Source organism: Oceanobacillus profundus, from assembly GCF_003515705.1.
In the GTDB taxonomy this organism is placed as follows: Bacteria; Bacillota; Bacilli; order Bacillales; family Amphibacillaceae; genus Oceanobacillus; species Oceanobacillus profundus.
In genome coordinates this window covers 105,373-121,610 of sequence record NZ_QWEH01000015.1, presented here as the reverse complement: position 1 = coordinate 121,610, position 16,238 = coordinate 105,373, and the positions used below count along the sequence as shown (strand labels likewise).

Here is a 16,238-nt window from a genome sequence, read left to right as displayed (position 1 = left end):
CTTCTCGCTTTGTTTTAGCCAATAGAACAACCTCCCAATCGTTATAGTTTTATTCTAACAATAAAAAACTGAACTGCGAAGTAAGAGCCGTACGCTCTCTCACTTACACAGTTCAGTTTACACTCCCTCCAGTTGAATAAAAAAAGCTCAAAAACCTCTGACCGAATTTTAGTCAGAGGTCCTTTATTTTTATGCTTTACTAGCCTTCGCATTTTTACTTAACTTGCTCGTTTTCTTTCCTTCTGTTTGTTTCCTCTCTGCTTTTTTCGTTATTCGGTGCAAGGTAAGCAATTGATATGTATTACATGCAAGTAATGGAACAATCATTAACCAAGCATAATCACTGCCTTGCACTTGCAATCCAGGAACCCACTCAACCGTTGTGATAACAACCATAAAAAATAGTGCTGGTACAAACGCCTTAGGGTTTGTTTCCTTTGCTTTTCTCTTCGCCACAACCCAACCAAATGCTAATAAGCCAGCTGCACCTAAGATATACCAATAAATAGCTACCGTTCCATCAGCTGCTCGATATGGGAAGTAAACTAAATCAAATAGAACAAATGCAATGACGAGTACTTGAACAGTTGGCCAAAAGGAACGAAACATATTCAATCCCATTCGGTGAATAAATAGATAGGCAAAAAAACCAGTCATACTGACAACGCTAAATGTCAGACCTAGTCCAACAAAAAACAAAATGAGTCCAACTACTTCTATGAAATCAAACGGACTTAAATACGTTGCATAATCTTGTGGCTTTACAAAGAAGCTAACAACAAGACCTGCAATTCCCCCAATAATAAACGTTTTCCATAAAAAATTTACCAAGTTACGACTATTCAATATCAAATCCCCCTACAATCTGTGGCAATGAACAACTTTCATGATCATAATAGTGACTCTAATCGTACATCCTTTACGTACATATTCTAACATGAAGCGCTTTATTTTTCCCACCCCAAGTGAATATTTTATAAATTTGTCACTCATATTAAGGATATAGGAAGGAGGAACAATATCACATGTTACGCAAAGTATGTTTAACACTCCTTGCAATATCCTTCATGTTATTAGTTGCATGTAATGGTGAAGGTGGCTCCCCAAAAGAGGGAGATTATGAAGCAACAAAGAAAATGGTTGTTGATATATTACAAACAGAAGATGGAAAAAAGGCGTTAGCAGAAATAATGTCCGATGAGAAACTGAAGCAAGAGCTTGTCATTCAGTCTGATGTGGTAAAAAAGTCAATTAATGAGACTCTTGTATCTGACAAGGGGAAAGAAATGTGGTCGACATTATTCGAAGACCCGAAGTTTGTCGAGGGCTATGCCAAGTCCATGTCAGAAGAGCATAAGAAATTGATGAAAGACTTAATGAGTGATGCAGAATATCAGAAGCAAATGCTGGAATTATTACAAAATCCTGAAGTTACCAATCAAATGCTAAGTCTCTTAAAAAGCCAGCAATTTAAAGCGCACTTAGAGGAATCCATCACACAGACACTTGAAACCCCATTATTTCAAGCAAAAATGCAAGAAATCTTGCTTAAAGCAGCTGAAGAACAAGCTAAGCAACAAGGTGAAGGCGGTTCTCAGCAACAGGGTGGCGGTCAAGGCAACGGCGGAGAAGAAGAACCTGGCGGCGGTAGTGGAGGCGGTGGCGGCGGCAATTAGCAACATCACTTGCTTATCTACTTCATATGTCTGGAAAATACAACAAAGAGGGGAAAAAATCCCCTCTTTTATTCATCTTCCAGCTTGGCAATAACCTTCGCTGCAATTTTATGGAACTGTTTGCCATTCGGATGGTCTTCTTGGTACACGGAAGGAGCAAATACATCTTCTTCCTCATATGGCTGTTGAATTGGTAATTGTCCTAATACTTTTGTTTTTAGGACCTCCGCAAGCTTTTTACCGCCGCCTTCACCAAACACATATTCAATCTCGCCAGTTTTCTTGCTTTCAAAATAGGCCATGTTTTCGACAACACCTAAAATTTCATGATCCGTCTTCAGAGCCATTTGCCCTGCCCTTGCTGCTACAAATGCCGCTGTCGGGTGCGGAGTTGTTACGATAATTTCTTTACACGTTGGCAGAAGCTCATGGACATCCATTGCAATATCTCCTGTTCCTGGTGGTAAATCAAGGAGAAGGTAGTCCAAATCGCCCCATTCCACTTCTGAAAAGAAGCTGTTAATCATTTTTCCAAGCATTGGTCCGCGCCAAATAATCGGTGAATTATCTTCTACAAAGAAGCCCATTGAGATTACTTTTACACCAAATCGTTCAACAGGAAGAATCTTTTTGCCACGAACAACAGGGCGTTCTTCCACACCCATCATGTCAGGAACACTGAAACCGTAAATGTCAGCATCAATAATACCGACCTTTTTACCAAGTCGCATAAGAGAAACAGCGAGGTTAACCGTAACAGTAGACTTTCCTACGCCACCTTTACCACTGGCAATTGCAATAAACTTCGTATTGGTGTTTCCACCCATTAGTGAAGCTTCCTTCGCTTCGTCTGCTGCAGGCTGATATTTTTGAATAACCTCATCCGGAAGCTGTTCAAATCGTAGTCCAACAGTGTTTGCGCCACTTCTTTTCAAAATGCCGACGATTTCCTGCTGCATTTGCATTTGTTCAGCGGTATTTGTTTTCGAGATACCAATTTTGACACTGACGTGCTTCTTGTCCTCCTTAATCGTTACACTGATAATTCCACCGGTTTCTTCCAGTGTTCTATGTAAAAAAGGATCCTTTATAGGATTTAGTAGTTCTTTTACTTCTTCTTGCGTTATCATCGTAAGTCACCACCCCTTATCTTATGTACTAACAAATGAAGTACTGCATCTGTTATAGGTCGTTCAAAAAGTCCGGTAAAAATGATATCGAATTTCGCACGAATGCTAGCTTTTCCTGCAAAAACGTCTGCTTACATATTAAAAGATTCAATGAACTTCTGTTAAAACCATCCACGTCCTGTGGACAACACAGAAGTCACCATCCTGTGGATGCCCTCTACTCATAACTCCGCACCTCGAACTCCGACGCACAGAACGTGCTAGTGTCAGCGCCCGTAAAAGGTCGTTGCGAAATTAGCCGACTTCGATCCTTTTTATCCTCCTTTTGAACACGTACTGTTAGTATAACATAATTCGAGCTAAATCTAAGTGATTTGCACTATGGTTACGGTTTCACTCTTCCTCTTGCATATCCTCTGTTAAATATCTCAGAACCCCTTCATAAATACTCACTGCCATTTTCCGTTGGTAATCCTCTTGTGTCAATAACGCCTGCTCCTCCGGGTTCGACAAAAAACCAATCTCTACGAGTGCCCCGGGCACCTTTGCGTGCTTCAATAAATAGACCCCATTAATAACTAATGGTGAGCGATTTGTATTCTCTAGATTACGAATAATCTCTTCTTGAATCATTTTTGCTAAATGCCCATTTTCATCAAATGAAGGGTAATAGAAAGTTTGCGCACCTTTCCAGCGGCTGGAAGGAACAGCATTTAAATGAACAGTCAAGAAAAAATCCGGTTCTTTTTCATGGATAAACTCCAGTCGGTTTCGAATATCCTCAGCTTTTCTTCTTGCTAACCCTTTCGTACTCTCATCAGCAAGGTCCGTATCTTCTTCTCTCGTCAAATAAACGAGCGCACCATTTTGCTGGAGATAGCTTTGCAGCATTTTCGAAACAGCTAGCGAAATATCCTTTTCCTCTGTTTCATCTGACCCAACAGCTCCACCATCTGGACCACCATGTCCCGGATCAATCACAATCGTTTTTCCGGAAAGTGGTGGCGACCATGGACCACTCGCTTCAAAATCACTTTGAGTAATTGGAATTTGAATTAAAAACACTAACACAAATACCCCAAGCACCCAATACATTACCTTCGTCCTACGCGCCATCTTACCCGCTCCTCTAGAGATTGTTCAAGAAGTCCGGCCAAAATATCCCACTTCTTCTGAACACGTATTTTAACTATTCTATTCTTAAATTTATGGGACAAGTTACGGGTTTATGACTACCTATTTGTGGTATGCTAAAGATGAGAATATGTTTACTGAAAACTGAAAAAGGCTATTAATTACAAATAGACAAATGAACAGGAGGGAAAACGGTATGATTTGGATTGGTATTGGTTTAATCATTATAGGAGTTGCATTTATTGGATTGGTTGTTTTCCTTATTAAACCATTGAACAAGCTTGCAAGTGTTTTAAATAGCTTACAGAAGACAACGGATAAGCTTCCAAAAACAGTGGATGATGTAACTTCCCAAACAACAGAAGCAATCGGAACAGGAATTGATACACTTCATCAGGTAAATAGTCAGGTTAAACATTTAAACCCCATCTTCCAAATCGTTGGGGATGCTGGACATGCTGCTAACCAGCTGTCATCAAAAATGGTGGATGCAGTTGAAGATATGAAGCAAAATACACAGCAAGCCAATGATTTTGCAACAAGAAAAAACCTTGAGGGACTATACGGAGCATTAACGCTTGGCTTTTTTCTTTTTCAAAAAGCGAGGAAGTAACTCTAAATACAAGAACTTGAAATTAAATAAGAGACGAGTCGTTTTTTAACGACTCGTCTCTTTCTATTTCTCTAGAGGGATTATTTAACAACCTTATCGTTTACTTCTTGCTTAATGCGCTCGATATCATTCGCCCGCATTGCTCCATCCGCATAGAGTTTCTTTTCAAAATTTTTCACGCGCTCAAAAACCGACTTATTTTCTCCTTGCTCTTGCCTTTTCGATAAGTAATCGACCGCCAGCCAGCCAAGAGAAACTCCTGCAACAGCGCTTGCAAGCATGGCGAAATTCCTTTTGCCTTCTCTCATATTGTTCACCCTTTTGCTTTTTTCAGTTCCTGACGCTTTTTAAGCCAGTAGTATCCTAAGGCAAAGGTGCCATAGACGCCCCCAAGCTTATTGCTTTCTGCAACTTCCTTACCGCCTTCTGTTTTCGTCTTAATTGAGTCGGTTACATCTACTAGTGAAGAAGAGAATTTACGCGTAACATTTCCGACATCACCAATCACATAAAATAGTGGGCTTAAATGCTTTAGCTTGTCATTTACATCTACTAACGTTTGATTACTTTCATTAATCATATTACCTGTTTCTTTAAATACATCATCCAATTGCTTTGGCAGCTCTTTTACAGTCTTATCTATTCCACCCAGGACACCTGCAAGGTTATTCAAAGCATGTCCAATGAAGAACGCTAAAACAAGAAACGCCACTCCAATAAGTAGTACACCAATCCCAACTAACGTCATCTTGATCCCTCTTTTCCTGTATTTACCGGAACAACTTCCGTATGCTGTACCATCAATTCATTTTTTTCCTTTGTTCCCTTTTGCCATTTTGAAAACAACTGTATGGCAACCTCACTCCATGTCATTCCTGCGACAAAAGGCTTCATTTTTTGTTCTAATTTTTGCTCTGATAGCTGTTTGCTCTTTTCATCATAGACTTCATTCAATGATATGACTGATTTTCCGACATTTTCTGCAGAGTCAAAAACACTATCTGTAGCATTTATCTTTTCCCGTATGTCATCAACCAGTTTACTTGATTCATTTAATGTTTTCGTAAGATGTGGGGTCATGTATTCTAATTCTCTCTCAAGTTCTCCTAGCGATGTTCCGAGCGTTTTCACCATATTTGCAACACGTTTTAATACAAAGGATAGATAAATGGCAACAATTGCAAAGGCGATCGAAACGAACAAAATACTGACGTAAAAGATTTCCATATGTAATGGTCCCTCCTTATTTAACACTACTATATTATACCACGCGACCTAATAAATAAAACGTTTACGCGCAGATCCAGAAGATTGATAAGAGCAAATCATGGGTATAGAGAAAGTAACGAACGAATTGGAGGATTCCCAATGGCTACTGTTAAACAATTTTCACAAGAATTTATGAAGAAATTCAACGAACAAAATGTTACGTTACTTGCCGCATCTTTAGCATACTATTTTCTTTTAGCTATTTTTCCGCTGTTAATCGTAGCATTCGCTATTATTCCCTATTTTCAAATCAGTCCTGATGATGCGATGGAATTTATTGGCTCTATCATCCCTGGTGAGCTCGTTTCTGTCTTTGAAGAAAACATCGTCAGTCTCCTAGCAACACCACGCGGAGGTCTGTTAACCGTCGGTATTATTGGTGCGCTCTGGTCTGCGTCAAATGGAATTAATGCGTTTATTAAAGCATCGAACGAAGCATATGATGTCGAAGAAACCCGATCCTTTATCGTTGTTCGTCTCATTGCTTTTGGGTTAACTCTAAGCTTAATTTTAGCAGTGGTTACCGCTATTTTACTACCTGTGTTCGGTGATGTTCTTTTAGAGTTCACTATTTCATTGCTTGGCATAAACGCCGAAATGACATGGCTCTTGCAAGTGTTACGATATGCAATTAGTCTCATTATTATTACTGTATTGCTCATGTGTCTCTATCGATTCGCACCAAATAAAAGAATCCCATTTAAGCATATACTCCCTGGTGCAATAGGAGCAAGCATTCTGTGGCAGGTTATCTCATTTGGTTTTTCCATCTACGTAGGTAATTTCGGAAACTACTCTGCCACATATGGAAGTCTTGGAGGAATCATCGTCTTAATGATTTGGTTTTTCTTAACGGCTATCATTCTCCTCGTTGGTGCTCTCCTTAGTGTGATGTACCACCAAAAGGCAACGAGGGAGAATAAAGAAATTCATAAGGCTGCAAATATATAGTACAAATGGGCTTGGAGCATATCTCCAAGCCTTCATTTACCAACGGAGAATAGCATTAATACTTTCTCGCACCTTAAAAGGCAAAGGTTGTTCCATTGCTTTATGCAATAAATCAGGACGTGTAACAGGATTTGATTGAAGATATTTCTCGATTCGTTTTGCCTTTTCTTGCCTATTTGGAATTAACTGATATAAAACAAACCAATCCTCCAATGCTGCCAGAGGAATCGAAACGCCTTGAATATTTTTTCTTCCAACAATGTGATTTGCATCAAAGACCAATTGATAAATCCCTTGATCATGTTCAATAGCGAAGTTCCCCATTACATCAACCCCAACACCATCTACCTCGTATTGATAAAAGTAGGTTGTGCGAAATGGATCCTTTCTAGAAGCTGTTTTCTCTTTCCCAACCCGACTCATCGCATACCTGATAGGATCGATATCCTTTTCTGCAATCAATAAATCGATATCATTTGGTGAATCAGCTATTCGGTAGTGATTCAATAATAGAGAGCCGCCAAGTGCCCATTCTAGATTCTTCTCATCTAATTGTTCCCCTATTTTAATTAAAGAATGATGGATCTTCATAAGGTAACCTCATTTCCGATTTTACATTTCTATACCGCTACCTAGACAATAAGCCTGTTATAAAAGACTCCAGCCACTTCGCATCCTTAAACGATTCTTTTGTTAATTGCTTCGTTTGTAGTGGGGTAATGAATTGAGCACCGTGCTGAAAAGAGTTTGACGGTTTAACAGCAACGAATTCCCCTCGCTCTACTCCATCAGCTACCTCTACAATATCTTCTACATGCAGACCTCTTTCAATGCTTTCTTTTTCGATTCTTCCTCCTTCCGTCATTTTCCAAACAGCATCCGCAAAAATTGCTTCCTCAAAAAGCACCGTTGCACCTAGTGACTCATCCATTGTAATGGCAATATCTACGTGATAGCCTGGAAGCAATTCCTCTGCATCATCTCCTGTTTCAAAAGCAACCTTGAAAGGATAGATACTTTCTTTTTCGATTTCGATTTCATTTGGTGATTTACTAACTTCCTCGACGACTCCATCTAAGCGAGTACCTATTTCATGAACAGCTACTTCAGCGGCCCGCCCTTCCTCCATCTGGGCCCGCTCTTGCTCTGTCAATTCACCGACTGCAAGCACATCATTATTTTGAATCGTAATTACGGGATCATCCAGATTTACATGAAGCTGACTAATTGTCCCTTCATAAGGACTTTCTACTGTTAGAGTATCCCCTGTTGTCCGCAGCTCGGCTAATTGATTATTAATCGTCTGGAGCTGAGCATTTTTTTGTGACAGCTCCAACTCTTGTTCGACAAGAAATTGCTCCTTCAGCAAATCAGCTTCAATCGACGTTTGCGGGTACTCGACTTCAATTAACTCCTCCGTAATGCTGACGGCATGTGGCGAACCAATCTCATCAGACGGGATCTGATACATTTCCATTTGCGAAATCGCTTGTTCAATTGCCGAAATCTCTCCCTGAATTTGATCGGCCTGATTCATCAAATTAGTTTCCATTTCGTAATAATCATGAACGAGGTATGTATATAATGCATCACCGGCATTTACCTGCTCTCCTTCTTCGACAAGAAATTCCTGAAAGCTTCCAAGCTGTTTGTCGAAGTAAACATGCTCTTCCCCAACAGCGCGAAGCACACCAGGCTTAAAAAGCTTCTCCGTCATATCTTTTTCAAAACTCTTCGTCCATTCATTCACATACGATGTCCGTTCCACTTTTCCTTCATCGTCCAGGAATACCAGCAGAAAGTTTACAGCGATGAAAAGAATCATCATTATGAGAATCAGTCTCTTACGCATCACCCAAACCACCCGCCTAATATGTAAGAATCACCCATGGCAATAAGTGCTGTAAGACACCAGCCAAGAAAATGCAATAAAATAACGTTTATAGCCATGACGTACTGTTTCATCTCCGAAAAAGCAGAGATATATTTTACTTGAAACCAAATAATCCATAATTGGAATAATGTAATTGCTCCAAAAAAGAGAATCACCCAAGGTATTTCCGTTATGTAAGAGGCGATAATTCCTAATGATAATGGTGACACCTGCCAGTTTAACCCAACAAAAATAACAAGTGGAATCCAAAGCAGTCGTTCCATTAACATGACAACCAAGACAACCTGCTGCATAATAACTAGCTTTTGATATGGTATTCCAGTGAGCAGATAGAACAAAAGGCTCGGAAAAAATAAGATAAATGCTGCAAACAAAATCGCATAGAGTGCTCTGCCTAGTATGAACCATAGCTTACTTGTTTCATAAGCCGTATCACTTAGTGTTACCGCAATACCTGAAATACGTTCTGTTCCTAATCCAAGGAATGCCATCCAAAAATAAATTGCGATTGCAGCAACAATAAGGACAACGTTCACCTTCCACAACTGCTCTATGCGTTCTGCTTTTTTTATGCGAAATAAATCGTCCTCCATCGAAAAGAGGAGCCTAAATAAATGAACACGATATGTCATAAACCCCATTCCTTTTCTTCTTGCCGTAATGACTTTATTTTAACTTACAATTTGAAGAAATTCTATGAATTTTGTCTTTTCTGACTCATAACAGGACATTAGTCCCTATGTTGGGTGGCTGGAAGGGCTGGTGCGGTAGTTTAGGTTTCGGGCGGTAGTGGGCGGGAAGGTGTCTTATTTTCACGTTTTGCGCTATAACCGGACGGGGAGGTGTCTTATTTTTGGATATTTACAGTAACTGATTAATGAAAACCGCTATATCAGTAGACATAACGGTTTTCACAAGTGTTTCTACATCCTTAGAAATAATCCGCAAAAAACGTCTGTTTCATCGGGATAAGTTTTTCCATTTTTTCAATCGTATGCCTATCTCCGTAAATTAGCTCCAATTCTGCTAGCTCTTGTGGGCGTTTATAACCGAGCAACATGGAGGTGAGCTGTTGGACCGTACAATGCATTCCTTCACTTCCACTTAGATTCGTGTTCAAATTGGAAATCGTTACATTACCGTCTGTTCCACTTATTTCATAAGTCCCACTATTCTCTGGTACAAAACTGTCTTCTACATGTAGCTGCATGGAAACGTCTGGTAATTCCTCAAAGGGATAGATTGACAAAAATCCTGGCACGTCAACAATACGCGCCATAAAGTATGGTTCAATTGTTTGCTTAAAGCGTGGCTCATCGATCAATAATGGTAATTTATCATTTTCAGGAACCACCATCTTGACCTCATTTGCCATGGAGTCATGATTAGCAATAAAATTCAGAAGCAGCTTCCAACCGTTTAATGACAGATATACAAATTCTTTTACTTCAAATTGTTTATCTTTTACATTGTAGAATATATATCCTTCTGCTTGATTACGATCATCGTAACAAACTGCCATCATCGTATCCTTCGCTAAAACACGCTGTTTCCACCATTTTTCATCACGAGTCAGCGCTCCATTGAATTGCTTGGCGAAATCAGTATAAATAGTGTGAAAAAGTTCGATATTCACGGGAGTTCTTCGGACGCAGCCAGCTGTATCCCATTTCTGTTTTAATGCTTCCATTGGAATGGTGTAGTGTTTTTCATCAAATGCAACTTCCCAGCCAAATCTCCGATAAAATGGGACTGAAAATGGATGTAAATATGACAAGGTTTGCCCATTTTCCTTCATATATTTTAAGGCATGAGCAAGCAGATCCTTTACCATTCCATTTCTGCGGTATTCTGGCCATGTTGCCACAGAGCTAATACCACCAATATCAAAGGTCTTACCATTTATATATACAGAAAGTGGTATTAAATGGAGCTTAGCAGCAATCTCCTCTTCCTCCATCCATCCCCAAATGGTATGTCGATCAGCCTCTTCCTTCTTCTTTAATAAATCGGCTTCTGATAATTTATATTGAAAAGCAAACTGAGATAACTCAAAAATCTTGTTATAATCAGCTGGAGATAACTCTTTAATTGGATTCATATGTACATCCTCCTTATACACGATGTCTTACTCTATCATACTAGGAAAATGTAAGGGGTGGCTAATCATTTAATTGGAGGTGGAGATGTTTGAAAAGTAATCGGGTATATAGAGGAGGATAATTAAATTCAAACTTACTTGGTTTATGTGGATAACTACTTCTAAATTTAGATTTTTGCGCATTAGCCTATTGTTATACTGTTGCATTCTAAAAAAACAACCTAAAACAAAAAGTCCCCACCTAAGTGAGGACCACTATTAAATCGCCTTACTGTATTGTTTCTCGCTTCTCCGCTAAATCAAGTTCGAGTTGTTTCGTACGTTTTTTATTTAATGGATAGAAGAATACTAGAATAAGGAATACTACAAAGTAAGTAATAGCTGGTGTCAGTGTTGCCACTGTATAAATTCCATCCTTCACCTCTTGTGCTTGCACGGAAGCTGCATTATTATAGCCGACAAATGTAAGTGCGAATCCTGCTAGTCCTCCTGCAAATGCCTGTCCCACTTTTCGTGCGAAGGAATACACCGCATAGACCGTACCATCTTCACGAGAACCAGTTAAATACTCCTGATAGTCAATTGCATCTGAAACAAAGGCCCAGATAATTAATTGTAAAAACGCAAAACCGAAAAGCCCAATAGCATTGATTGTGAAAAATAGTGGTAAAGATATATTTGGAATTAAATATAGTATTAAATAAGCAATACCCGCTATTAACATCCCAGCTGCACCAAGCTCTTTTTTACCAAAACGCTTTACGAGCGGTGCCAGGACTGGCATTGCAAGAAATACGGCACCACTTTGAAGTAAACTAAATATACTTAAAAGGGCTGCATTTTCAAAGTAGTCTTTGAATAAAAATACGTTAATGGAACCAACAAGCATCATGGTCAACATAAATAATAAGGAAGCAATCAAGAGCGTAATTAATGGCTTATTTTTCAAAAGACCTTTAGCCGTTGTCGCAAAACTGAGTTTTTCACCAGCTTTTTTCTCTGGTTGCTGGATACGTTCTGTTGATAAATTTACACAAGCCATATAACATGCAATAGCTAAAACGGCAAATATGACAGCCACCGTGAATAAGCGACTTGGAGAAACTTCATTATTCACAAATACGATGAGTGGTGCACCTGCACTAATTATAAGGTTCGCAGCCATCGCACCCGTTGTTCTCCATCCAGATAGTGATGCACGATCAGTGGAATCGCTAGACATAACGGAAGCCATAGAACCATATGGAATGTTTACCGTTCCGTATAGTGCCGCCCACGCCATATAGGTAACATACGCATAAGCTAAATAAAAGCCATCGCCCATACCAGGAATATGAACAAAAAGTAACACCGTAGTTATCGCGAGCGGGAATGACATTCGAAAGATCCAAGGCTTAAATTTCCCTTTTGGTGTTGTCTTCCTCGAGTCGATAAAACGCCCCCAAAGAACATCTGTAACCGCATCCCACAATCGGGCAATTAAGAAAAGTGTACCTACTGCTGCAGCACTGATACCGAAGACATCGGTATAGTATACCATTAAGAATGTACTTACAAGAATAAATGAGAAATCGTTTCCAAAATCACCGAATAAATAACCTATCTTGTCTCTCATCCCAAATGGGCGTACGGATGGTTTTAGCTCGTTTGGTGATTGTTCAGGTGTTTTTAATGCAGCTTGACTCATTTTAATTCCTCCTAAGAATTTGATTCATTGAAGATTATCTTTAACTTCTCAACCTACCTAAGTATCGTATCCACAACATAAAACCGCTTTCATAATAGCGAATCTTCCATACACGAATACTATGAATAGTTACATGTTCTATATGTAAATAATTATTTTGTTTTATAAACAAACTAAAAAGGAAGAATGATTTGGTTCTGGTTAAGCAAGCCATACGAGGGGTTATTTATTAACTCTATGCCTCTATTTAACAAACCAATAACTAAATCGCTTTCAATATATGCAATTTTAAAATTAATTTCATTATATTTGTCTTCTTATTAATTTGTCTACTAAACTAACTAAATATTATTTTACATGTAAGCGCTTGTAAAATCAAGTGCTTTTTTTCTGTTTTTTGTGACTAAATGGTTACGTCTGAATTTTATAGAAGCGTAAAACTACCCAGGATTATTTACTTACCACTATTAATGAATAAAAGTTATTGCTCACAATGTATCGACACATGATTCAAATTTATTAATAGCTCATGCAAAAAATGCTGATCACAAGTAGTGAACAGCATTAATCTATTATTTATTTTTAACAAAGTGTATTATATTGCTGGGTCTTCAATGTTTTTAGGCTTATCCTTCATTTCTGCAATTGTAGCCTGAATTTCCTCCATTTTCTTATCATCCAGTTTATAGAATTTCATCATTGTAATAGATATTCCTAATAATAAGGCTGGAATTCCGAATGCTAATAAGATGGTCATTGTAAACAGTGGTGTTGTTAATGGATCATCTATCGTTGGAAATTCGTTTTTAAAACCAATCATTGCAACAGCGCCCCCCACAATTGCAGGTGCTAAAGAAGTCACTAGCTTATCAATAAATGAAAACAGTGTTCCTAGCATTCCAGGTATATAGCGGCCAGATTTGGATGTTTCATAATCAGAAACATCGGCTATCATCGGATTTACAAGTGCTGACGGAACGCCGCCGAATCCAAGTGCAAGTGTATATAAAACAATGAATAGAATCATCCCTATACCAATATTTGAAAGTGACATCGAGGTTGGATCGTCTATTAATAAGAATAATGCAATAAGACCAACAAAAGAAAGGAATGTTATCCAGGATGATAGAATAAAGGATTTCCTCATTCCAGATTTTCTAGCGATCCCGACAGCTAGAAATGTTATTAATAACACCGGAATAACTGTAATCATGGAAACCGTGCCACTCATCCCATAGTCACCCAATAATATTCCGAACAACATAACCATAACTACAGAATATCTCAATAGGGAGAATGCCAGCTTGTCTGACGTTGTTGCAATACTTAACAATTGTAATGGTCGGTTTCCTTTAAGAATTTTCCAGTAATCACGAAATCTTGTATTTGTTGTGTCTTCTGATAAACCATAAAATTCTTTACGATCTTTTCCTGAGATTGCAATAGCTGCTAAAATTGTAAAGATGGCAGAAGCAATTAATGCAAGTGCATTTAATTCTGTGAATAGCCCCATCGTAAAGCCGCCATATTTTGCAACCAAATAAGATGCAACATAAACCTGACCACCTGTAAACAGAACTGTATTATATACCCCATCGAAAACTGCATAGAGCGGTCGCTGTTTTGGATCATTCGTTAATACGGTTTGAGCAGCTTTTGTAATTGTTGTCTGGAAGGTATAGCCAATTACATAGAGTGCATAAATCAGCACGAAGAATATAAATTGCATGGACTCTGGCAATATATGTGTCACATTATACATTAGCAAAACAGATGTTGCTAAGATAATATTCCCCAAAATCATTAACGGACGAAACTTCCCAAATCTAGACTCCAACTTATCAACAATGAAACCTACTATAGGGTCTGTAATACCATCGAAAATCCGCATAGCTGTTAAAACTGTACTTACTGCTACAACTGCTAAACCAGCTATTCCCGTAGCATAATAGGTAACAAACATGAGAATAAACATATAAAGGTTTGTCGCCGTATTGTTTAATGCAAAAAGGCCTATTTGCCATATCTTCGCTCTGTTGTAAACTTTTCCATTATCCACTATTGTATCTGCCATTTCATTTCCCCCTCAGCTATAATTAAGCGCTTTCAAATTGTCGGTTTTTTTATTAAATTACAGGTATTACAGAGAAAATCTAATTTAAATTTATTTGTTTGTTTGGCATGCAAACTAACTAAACGATATTCAGCTAATGAAGACGTCTTATAATGCAGAAATTATGGGGCTTTGTTGGTATTTCATTAGATTCCAATCTTATGTGAGAAAAAACAAAAGTCTTTGTAGTACACCTGTTAATACTTTCTTTCACTTTAAACATTTATAATTATTTTAAAAATTAGTTAATTCAATAAACAAATCTGCCCTCCTTCGATACAATATTATTTGTTCATCAAACAAACTAAAACCAAAAGCTTTTCTTGATTATAATTGAAAGCGCTTTAAATAACAAGCATTTTTTTTAGCTATTTAAGCAAGTATTTTAAGAGGAATATTTTCTACAAAACCCCCGTCTCTATTAACGCAAAGAGCAACAAAATTTGAGTAAAAGCGAAAGCGCTTGGAATTACGCTCACTAATCAGCAAAAAACCGTCCCGAACTATAATATTCAGGACGGCCAGCTCTATTTAGTAATTACTACAGCTTCCTCTTGTGTTCTTAAGCATAATTCTGCTGCTTTAAAGGCATGATCTTGGGTCATTGCATTTTCAGTACGATGAATACAGTCCTTGATCAACTCACCAAAGAATGGGAAGCCAACTTCACCGGATAGGGCATAGTGCTTCTCGCCATCTTTGTTAACAAGGTAAAGATGATCCCCTGTTTCTTCTCTTGCTACATCAACGTATTTACGAATCTCAATCGTACCCTCTGTTCCTGTAATAAATGTACGGCCATCTCCCCATGTGGACAGACCATCTGGTGTAAACCAATCGACCTTGAAGTAAAACGTTGCTCCATTGTCTCCTACGAGTGTAGCATCTCCATAATCCTCTAACTCAGGATAGTTCGGATTGTTATAGTTTCCAACTTTACTATGCAAGATACGCGCATTTTCATTTCCAGTAAAGTGTAAGAATTGTTCAATTTGATGGCTGCCAATATCGCATAAAATTCCTCCATATTGCTCTTTATTAAAGAACCAATCGGGACGACTATCCGCGTTTAGACGATGAGGACCAAAGCCTGTCACTTGGATAACGCGGCCGATAGCCCCATCGTTAATTAACTGACCAGCAAATACAGCACTTTCTACATGAAGACGTTCGCTAAAATAAACCATATACTTTTGTCCTGTTTTCTCCACGATACGCTTCGTTTCTTCAAGCTGCTCCATCGTTGTGAATGGCGTTTTATCCGTAAAATAATCCTTGCCAGCCTTCATAACCTTGTTTCCTAAAGCACTTCTTTCAGAAGGAATGGCTGCTGCCGCTACTAATTTAATCGATTCATCATGTAAAATAGTTTCGAGTGACGATGCCACCTCTACTTCAGGAAATTGTTCAACAAACTTCTGCACCTTTTCAGGATCTGGATCATACACCCATTTTAATGTTGCCCCTGCCTCTATTAAACCGTTACACATCCCGTTAATATGACCATGGTCTAATGCGGCAGCAGCAATTGGAAACTCTCCTGCTTTAACGACAGGATTTGGCTTTCCTTTTGGCGCATAATTCATTCCATCTCCGTTTCCCATATCTCACCAGCTCCTTTAAGTCAAATATAATCTCTCGTAAGTAATAATCAGCTTATAGTCCCCCAG

General features: G+C 38.6%; 16 protein-coding genes. 3 read left to right on the top strand and 13 right to left on the bottom strand.

The features are described from left to right. Positions 1-189 precede the first annotated feature (189 nt). Entirely contained in the window at positions 190-846 is a 657-nt protein-coding gene (locus D1B32_RS18335) for a KinB-signaling pathway activation protein (protein ID WP_118890086.1), read from the bottom strand. A 179-nt stretch (positions 847-1,025) separates the two neighbouring features. Here D1B32_RS18335 and gerD point away from each other — a divergent pair, with 179 nt between their 5' ends. Beyond that, positions 1,026-1,676, top strand: a complete 651-nt coding sequence (gene gerD, locus D1B32_RS18330) for a spore germination lipoprotein GerD (RefSeq protein ID WP_118890085.1) — start codon at positions 1,026-1,028, stop codon at positions 1,674-1,676. Positions 1,677-1,744: 68 nt separating this feature from the next. On the opposite strand, the gene D1B32_RS18325 is transcribed toward gerD, so the two are convergent. Together D1B32_RS18325 and cwlD are read right to left on the bottom strand one after the other, a co-directional pair. Further along, entirely contained in the window at positions 1,745-2,806 is a 1,062-nt protein-coding gene (locus tag D1B32_RS18325) for an iron-sulfur carrier protein/transcriptional regulator SalA (RefSeq protein ID WP_118890084.1), read from the bottom strand. 393 nt (positions 2,807-3,199) lie between these two features. Then, positions 3,200-3,922, bottom strand: coding sequence for an N-acetylmuramoyl-L-alanine amidase CwlD (cwlD, locus tag D1B32_RS18320; RefSeq protein WP_118890083.1), 723 nt, complete (start codon positions 3,920-3,922; stop codon positions 3,200-3,202). 214 nt (positions 3,923-4,136) lie between these two features. Here cwlD and D1B32_RS18315 point away from each other — a divergent pair, with 214 nt between their 5' ends. After that, on the top strand, positions 4,137-4,553 hold the full coding sequence (locus tag D1B32_RS18315; protein ID WP_118890082.1) for a DUF948 domain-containing protein: 417 nt from the start codon (positions 4,137-4,139) through the stop codon (positions 4,551-4,553). Between the two features lie 80 nt (positions 4,554-4,633). On the opposite strand, the gene D1B32_RS18310 is transcribed toward D1B32_RS18315, so the two are convergent. From D1B32_RS18310 to D1B32_RS18300, 3 genes are read right to left on the bottom strand one after another with little or no spacing between them, the layout of a single operon-like run. Next, positions 4,634-4,861: a hypothetical protein gene (locus D1B32_RS18310; protein ID WP_118890081.1), complete on the bottom strand. Its 228-nt coding sequence runs from the start codon at positions 4,859-4,861 to the stop codon at positions 4,634-4,636. A gap of 5 nt (positions 4,862-4,866) precedes the next feature. Continuing rightward, positions 4,867-5,301, bottom strand: coding sequence for a DUF948 domain-containing protein (locus D1B32_RS18305; protein WP_095313390.1), 435 nt, complete (start codon positions 5,299-5,301; stop codon positions 4,867-4,869). Continuing rightward, the gene (locus D1B32_RS18300) at positions 5,298-5,780 is read right to left on the bottom strand and encodes a DUF948 domain-containing protein (protein ID WP_095313392.1); all 483 of its coding nucleotides are present in this window, start codon (positions 5,778-5,780) and stop codon (positions 5,298-5,300) included. Before D1B32_RS18300 ends, D1B32_RS18305 begins: the two co-directional genes overlap by 4 nt. 141 nt (positions 5,781-5,921) lie before the next feature. On the opposite strand from D1B32_RS18300, the gene D1B32_RS18295 reads away from it, so the two are divergent. Continuing rightward, on the top strand, positions 5,922-6,773 hold the full coding sequence (locus tag D1B32_RS18295) for a YihY/virulence factor BrkB family protein (RefSeq protein ID WP_118890080.1): 852 nt from the start codon (positions 5,922-5,924) through the stop codon (positions 6,771-6,773). A 36-nt stretch (positions 6,774-6,809) separates the two neighbouring features. On the opposite strand, the gene D1B32_RS18290 is transcribed toward D1B32_RS18295, so the two are convergent. The 7 genes from D1B32_RS18290 to D1B32_RS18260 form a co-directional block, all read right to left on the bottom strand. Continuing rightward, entirely contained in the window at positions 6,810-7,364 is a 555-nt protein-coding gene (locus tag D1B32_RS18290; RefSeq protein WP_118890079.1) for a nucleotidyltransferase family protein, read from the bottom strand. Between the two features lie 37 nt (positions 7,365-7,401). After that, a complete protein-coding gene (locus tag D1B32_RS18285; protein ID WP_240033836.1) occupies positions 7,402-8,625 on the bottom strand; it encodes an efflux RND transporter periplasmic adaptor subunit in 1,224 nt (407 codons plus the stop codon). Continuing rightward, positions 8,625-9,299: a hypothetical protein gene (locus D1B32_RS18280; RefSeq protein WP_118890077.1), complete on the bottom strand. Its 675-nt coding sequence runs from the start codon at positions 9,297-9,299 to the stop codon at positions 8,625-8,627. The genes D1B32_RS18285 and D1B32_RS18280 overlap by 1 nt, the downstream gene beginning before the upstream one ends. A 299-nt stretch (positions 9,300-9,598) precedes the next feature. Continuing rightward, complete coding sequence (locus tag D1B32_RS18275) at positions 9,599-10,768, bottom strand: GNAT family N-acetyltransferase (protein WP_118890076.1); 1,170 nt, start codon at positions 10,766-10,768, stop codon at positions 9,599-9,601. 268 nt (positions 10,769-11,036) lie between these two features. Continuing rightward, positions 11,037-12,455, bottom strand: coding sequence for an MFS transporter (locus D1B32_RS18270; protein ID WP_118890075.1), 1,419 nt, complete (start codon positions 12,453-12,455; stop codon positions 11,037-11,039). A 595-nt stretch (positions 12,456-13,050) separates the two neighbouring features. Next, positions 13,051-14,529: an MFS transporter gene (locus D1B32_RS18265; RefSeq protein WP_118890074.1), complete on the bottom strand. Its 1,479-nt coding sequence runs from the start codon at positions 14,527-14,529 to the stop codon at positions 13,051-13,053. Between the two features lie 566 nt (positions 14,530-15,095). Beyond that, the gene (locus tag D1B32_RS18260; RefSeq protein ID WP_118890073.1) at positions 15,096-16,172 is read right to left on the bottom strand and encodes a Gfo/Idh/MocA family protein; all 1,077 of its coding nucleotides are present in this window, start codon (positions 16,170-16,172) and stop codon (positions 15,096-15,098) included. Between the last annotated feature and the right edge of the window lie 66 nt (positions 16,173-16,238).